Annotated in this window: 4 protein-coding genes; all 4 read left to right on the top strand. The window is 31.2% G+C overall.

Translation table 11 applies throughout. From position 1 onward, the window contains the following. Positions 1-493: 493 nt before the first annotated feature. The 4 genes from cas9 to csn2 are packed head-to-tail and all read left to right on the top strand — an operon-like array spanning position 494 to position 6,375. Positions 494-4,522, top strand: coding sequence for a type II CRISPR RNA-guided endonuclease Cas9 (gene cas9 / locus BM153_RS13125; RefSeq protein ID WP_092874914.1), 4,029 nt, complete (start codon positions 494-496; stop codon positions 4,520-4,522). After that, the gene (cas1, locus tag BM153_RS13130; protein WP_092874916.1) at positions 4,519-5,400 is read left to right on the top strand and encodes a type II CRISPR-associated endonuclease Cas1; all 882 of its coding nucleotides are present in this window, start codon (positions 4,519-4,521) and stop codon (positions 5,398-5,400) included. Before cas9 ends, cas1 begins: the two co-directional genes overlap by 4 nt. Further along, the gene (gene cas2, locus BM153_RS13135) at positions 5,387-5,710 is read left to right on the top strand and encodes a CRISPR-associated endonuclease Cas2 (RefSeq protein WP_242949159.1); all 324 of its coding nucleotides are present in this window, start codon (positions 5,387-5,389) and stop codon (positions 5,708-5,710) included. The genes cas1 and cas2 overlap by 14 nt, the downstream gene beginning before the upstream one ends. A gap of 2 nt (positions 5,711-5,712) precedes the next feature. Then, complete coding sequence (csn2, locus tag BM153_RS13140) at positions 5,713-6,375, top strand: type II-A CRISPR-associated protein Csn2 (protein WP_242949160.1); 663 nt, start codon at positions 5,713-5,715, stop codon at positions 6,373-6,375. Positions 6,376-6,567 lie beyond the last annotated feature (192 nt).

Here is a 6,567-nt window from a genome sequence, read left to right on the forward strand (position 1 = left end):
CCCCGCTTCAAAAGCGTAAGCTATAAGCGGGGGTATAAGCTTACTAGTGTCAGAAGGGGTTAAAGCCCCTTCTGACAGGTGGCACAAAGTGCCACCGCGTTCATGAGGAAGTAGCGAAGCGGATTCCGAATGTCCGCTTTACAAAGGAATTTTGGATAAACTTATATCTATAGATAAATAATCTGGAAAAGTCGAAACTTTACTTATAATTGTAGATAATATCATAATAAATCTTGACCTATACTTGAGTTAAAAGTATCATTAGTATTGTAGATAACTATACATAATGAGTAAAATATTTCAAAAATTAAAGGTGAAAACAAGACTTAAAGAGGACAAAAAAGGCTTCTCAAACGAGAAGCTTAATAGCACACACTGTGCTTCCGGAAAAACCGGTGAATTGAGTAAACTTTTATTTGAACTCGAAGTGTAATTTCATAGGGGTCTACAAAACTACAAACAGATTTTAGCATAAATAAAGAGGGAAGTCTATATGGAAAAAGAAAAAATATACTTAGGATTGGATATAGGAACAAATTCAGTTGGTTATGCAGTTACCAATAATAAATATGATATTAAAAAATTTCACGGAGAACCAGCTTGGGGAAGTGTAATATTTGATGAAGGTAATTTGCAAAAGGAAAGAAGAAGTTTTAGAAGTGCCAGAAGACGTCTTGCAAGGAAAAAACAAAGAGTATTGTTTATTCAGGAGTTTTTTGCGAAAGAAATTTACAAAGTTGACCCGTATTTTTACCGCAGAATTAAAGAAAGTGCTCTTTATCGAGAAGATGCAGAAGAGGGAACCTCTTTGTTTTATGATGATAATTATACAGATTCAGATTATCATAATGAATATCCATCGATTCATCATTTAATAGATGATTTAATGAAGAATAAAAACCCACATGATGTAAGATTAGTATATCTTGCAATTTCATGGCTTGTAGCTCATAGAGGTCATTTTTTAAGCAATATAAGCTTGGAGAACATCGATCAAATAAAAGACTTTAAATCAGTATACGATAATTTTATGAATTTTTTTGATTATGAAAAGCCATGGGATGCGGAATATTCCACAGTACTTGCTGATATTATCAAAAATGATATGAGGGTAAATGATAAATATAAGGCTTTAAAGGAATATTTATTTGGAACGACAAAACCAACAAAGGAAATTAGTGATACATTTCCTTATAGCAAAGAAGGAATACTAAAACTTATTTCAGGGGGTACTTATAAGCTAAAAGATTTATATGGAAAAGAAGAATATGATGAATTTGGGTCAATTTCTTTAAAGATGGATGATGAGAAGATGATGGAAATAGCTTCTCAAATCGGTGATGATTTTGAATTGATTGTGGCTCTTAGAAGTATTTCTGATTGGTCTATTTTAGCTAAGGTTTTAGGTGAAAAGAAAACAATTTCGAAAGCTAAAGTAGAGATTTATGATAAACATAAAGAAGATTTGGAGTTATTAAAAAGAATTGTACGAAAGTATTTACCGGAAAACTACAATGAACTTTTTAGAGATGATAACGGCGGGAAATATGGTGCTTATACAAAGAGCGGAAAAACAGAAGATTTCTATAAATATTTAAAGAAATTATTAGAAAAAATTAATTCTGATGGTGTAAACGATGAGGAAGTAAAAATAGTAAAAGAGAAACTTGAATTTAATAATTTTTTACCAAAGCAAAAAAACACAGATAACCGAGTAATACCGCATCAGTTATATCTATATGAACTCATAAAAATTCTGGATAATTCTGAAAAATATCTTGAGTTTTTAAAGGAGGAAAAAGATGGATATTCAGTTAGAGATAAAATTATTTCTGTTTTTAAGTTTAAAATTCCATATTTTGTTGGGCCTTTAAATTCTAATTCAGAGCATGCCTGGATAAAGCGAAAATCAGGTGCAGAAGGGAAAATATATCCATGGAATTTTGAAGAAATAGTTGATTTAGATGCAAGCGAACATGAATTTATCAGAAGAATGACTAATGTATGCACCTATCTTCCGGGAGAGGATGTTATTCCTAAATGTTCGCTATTGTATCAAAAATTTGTGGTTTTAAATGAGATAAATAACATTGCTATAAATGGTGAGCGTATTCCGGTAGATTTAAAGCAGTCAATATATAAAGATTTGTTTATGAAGTACAATAAAGTTTCAAAAAAGAAGCTTGTAGATTATTTAAAATCCAATGGATATTTAGATAATGGGGATGAAGAAGCATTATCAGGTATAGATAAGAATCTGAATGGAACATTATCATCTGCCAAAGCCTTTAAAAATCTTATGGATAATGAGATATTAAGTGAAGAAGATGTGGAGAGAATTATTTTAATATCAACTTATTCAGAGGAAAAATCGCGTTTTGCAAGGTGGTTAACAAATAATTATCCTAACCTATCAGATAAAGACATAAAGTATATTTGTAATATAAGAATAAAAGATTTTGGAAGATTATCTGCAAAGTTTTTAAATGGAATTCAGGGGTGTGATAAAAATACCGGAGAGGTATTCACCGTTATTGGAGCACTTTGGAATACTAAATATAATCTTAGTGAGCTTATTCTTTCAGATGATTATTTTACTTTTAAGAGCATAATTGAAGATGAGCAAAGAAAGTATTATTCGGAAAACAAAAAGAAATTATCTGACCGATTGGATGATATGTATATTTCAAACGCAGTAAGAAGACCGATTTTTAGAACCTTAGCTGTATTAAAGGACGTAGAAAAAGCTTTTGGAAAACCGGATAAAATATTTGTAGAAATGGCTCGTGGAAGTGATGATAGTCAAAAGGGAAAAAGAAAAGATTCTCGTCTTGAACAAATATTAAAATTATATAAGGAATGTAAGGATGTAGATGTTAAAATCTTAAAAAAGCAGTTAGAAGATATGGGAGAATATGCAAATAATAAGTTGCAAAGTGATAAATTATTTCTTTATTTTATGCAACTTGGAAAATGTATGTATACAGGAAAAAGCATAAATATAGAAGAAATAGGTACAAGGCTTTATGATATAGATCATATTTATCCACAGGCTTTTGTTACGGATGATAGTCCAATTAATAACAAGGTACTGGTTCTTTCAGAAGAAAATGGTAAGAAAAGTGACAAATATCCTATTTCCGAGGAAATTCGCCATAACATGGCTGGCTTTTGGAAACTCCTTCATAATAATAAACTGATTTCTGATGAAAAATACAAGAGACTTACACGTAGTACTCCATTTACAGATGAAGAAAAATTAGGATTTATAAATAGACAAATAGTTGAAACGACACAAGCGACTAAGGCTGTGGCAACATTTATTAAAGAAAAATACCCGGATGCTGAAATTGTATATTGCAAGTCAAGGCTAGCATCGGAATTTCGTCACGCATTTAATATTTATAAAAGTCGTCGTGTTAATGATTTACATCATGCAGTTGATGCTTATTTAAACATTGTGACTGGTAATGTTTACAATATGCGTTTTACTAAACGCTGGTTTAATGTAAATCAAAAATACAGTGTAAAACCTAAAGTAATATTTACCAATGAGGTAAAATGCGGTGATGAAATAATCTGGAACAAGGAAATGTTAGCAAATGTGAAAAAACAGGCAATAAAGAATAATGCTCACTTTGTAAAATATTCATATTTTAAACATGGTGGTCTTTTTGATCAACAGCCAGTTTCGAAAAATTCAGGTTTAGTTCCAAGAAAAAAAGGTTTAGATACAGAAAAGTATGGTGGATACAATAAATCAGGAATAATGTTTTTCCTTCCTGTCAGGTATAGACAAGGTAAAAAAACAAATTTATTTGTTTTGTCAGTGGAGCTTTTGTGCGGCAATAGATTTTTGGAAGATGAAAAATTTGCCAGAGATTATACTTTTAGTAGATTGGAGAATATTTTAGGTAAAGCAGTGGATGAAGTTGAATTTCCACTGGGAATGAGACCATGGAAAATAAACACTGTTTTATCTTTAGATGGTTTCAGGGTTTGTATAACTGGGAGTGCAAATGTTGGTGAGAAATTATTGCTGCAAAATATTATTCAATTATCACTTTCAAATGAATGGAAAAATTATATAAAAAAACTGGATAATCTTAATACAAAGGTAAAAAATAATAATAAATACATTTATGACAAGGAATATGATTTTATAACAGAAGAAAAGAATATAGAGTTATATGATTTATTGACAGATAAATATAGAAACAGTATTTATTCAAAACGCCTGGGAAATATCGTTTCTGTGTTGATTGATGGAAAAGAAAAATTTTTGAAATTGGATATATTTAACCAATGCGAAGTTTTGCTTAATATTATAGATACTTTTGGGAGAGAGGGTTCCGATGGAGTGAATTTGACAATGATTGATGGTAAAAAAAGAGGGGGAGCTATAACAATAAGTACAAAAGTGATAAATTGGGCAAAGTATTTTAAAGATGTGAGAGTTATTGATATTTCACCATCCGGAATGTGGGAGCGGCAGTCAGTTAATCTGCTTGAGTTGTTATGAGTTGGAGAACAGTAATTATAAGTAATCAGGCTAAATTGGATTATAAAATGGGATATATGGTAGTAAGGGGATTGGAGACAAAACGTATTTTAGTTAATGAAATCGCCATCCTTCTTATTGAAAATCCCATGGTATCAATCACCGGTTGTTTATTAGAGGTGCTTACAGAGAAAAAAGTAAAGGTTATTTTTTGTGATTCAAAAAGGAATCCTTTCGCAGAGCTTGTACCGCATCATGGTAGTCATGACAGTTCTCTAAAAATAAGGACTCAAATCGCTTGGACAGATGATGTAAAAGCTATGATATGGCGGGATATTATTACTGAGAAGATAAGAAAACAGTCGGATTTTTTAAAAGAGTTGGGGAAGGATAATGAAGCAGACCTTTTAATGTCTTATATAGGACAAGTAGAACTATTAGACGCCACAAATCGTGAGGGACATGCTGCAAAAGTGTATTTTAATGCACTTTTTGGAAAAGAGTTTACAAGGAGTGAGGATAATAGCATTAATGCGGCACTGAATTATGGATACAGTATTATTCTTTCTGCTTTTACAAGAGAGATTTCTGCTAACGGATATCTGACTCAAATAGGAATTTTTCACAGCAATATGTTTAATCACTTTAATCTGGCAAGTGATTTGATGGAGCCTTTTAGGATTATTGTGGATAAGCATGTTTTAGATTTGATGCCAAAGGAATTTGGAAAGGATGAAAAGCATTTATTATGGAATATATTATCCGAACAGGTATATATAGATAATTGTAACCATTCCCTTGATATTGCCATAAAAATATATACTAAAAGTGTTTTTGATGCTATTAATGATAATGATTCTTCGAGAATAAAGTTTTATAGGAAAAATGAGTGGATTTAGGTTTATGAGGGTTATTGTATTTTTTGATTTGCCAACAATAACAAATGAGGATCGGCGAAACTACAGAATGTTTAGAAAATGCCTTATTAAAAATGGCTTTATAATGATGCAGGAATCTGTTTATTGTAAAATGATAACTTCGCCATCTGTGGAAAAATCTGTAACATCATTACTTGATAATAATAGACCACCCAATGGTTTGGTTCAATTACTGACGGTGACTGAAAAACAATTTTCAAAAATGAAGTATATTACAGGTCAGTGGAATAGCGATATAATAGATAGCGAAAATAGGGTGGTGATTTTGTGAAAATGGTATATTCGGAAATGACGGAGGTTTTTGATACAGAGATAGATAAAGTCAATACAGTTATTATTGAAAATCAGGTTATTTTTACTAAATTGTGCATGGATATATATAATCAACTTCAGGGATTAGAAGGAAGAGTTATCGTATCTGAAGATAACAAGCCTTTAAATATTTGTAAAAAGGTGGAATTGTTGACACAGTTTCTTCCCTTCGAAATTAATAAAAAGGGGCTTATAACTAAACTGGTTTCAATGGCTGAGAGGTTGGCAAATGAAAACGATTATTATGAAGAAACAATGACACAGATGGCAGGTATTGAAAAGTATTTGTGGAGTCTGACAGAAAGTATGGAAGGGGATATAAGATTTTCAAAACTAAGTATAGGAAATATCATTAAATCTGCTGGTTTGGAATTCGAGGATGATTATAATAGTCTTGGAGAAAAAATTATTGATTATATGGAGCTTGTTCGAACCTATGATTGTGACAAGTTATTTATTTTGGTTAATCTCAGGAGCTTTATTAATGATAATGAATGTTTTGAATTATTTGATACTATTCTAAGAAAGCAGTTTCATGTTATAATGATAGAGAATTGTGAGCATGAGATTCATTCAAATGAAAAACGCTTTATAATTGATAAGGATTATTGCGAAATAAAGTAGAGTTTTTATATTTGCAATATCTGTTATACTGCGGTTTCCCTATATACACTAGACTTTCTGACGTTGCGAAGGCGTTTTCCCTAAATGATGATTTGGGGTTTGAGAGCAGTGTAATTTCATAGGGGTCTCAAGCTCAATTCAGGGAACGAATACAGGAAGAACTGTTTGAGAGCAGTGTAATTTCATAGGGGT

Source organism: Acetitomaculum ruminis DSM 5522, from assembly GCF_900112085.1.
In the GTDB taxonomy this organism is placed as follows: Bacteria; Bacillota; Clostridia; order Lachnospirales; family Lachnospiraceae; genus Acetitomaculum; species Acetitomaculum ruminis.

Coding starts and splice junctions, on each gene's coding strand:
- cas9 (WP_092874914.1), top strand. CDS start 494: ATGGAAAAAGAAAAAATATACTTAGGATTGGATATAGGAACAAATTCA.
- cas1 (WP_092874916.1), top strand. CDS start 4,519: ATGAGTTGGAGAACAGTAATTATAAGTAATCAGGCTAAATTGGATTAT.
- cas2 (WP_242949159.1), top strand. CDS start 5,387: ATGAGTGGATTTAGGTTTATGAGGGTTATTGTATTTTTTGATTTGCCA.
- csn2 (WP_242949160.1), top strand. CDS start 5,713: ATGGTATATTCGGAAATGACGGAGGTTTTTGATACAGAGATAGATAAA.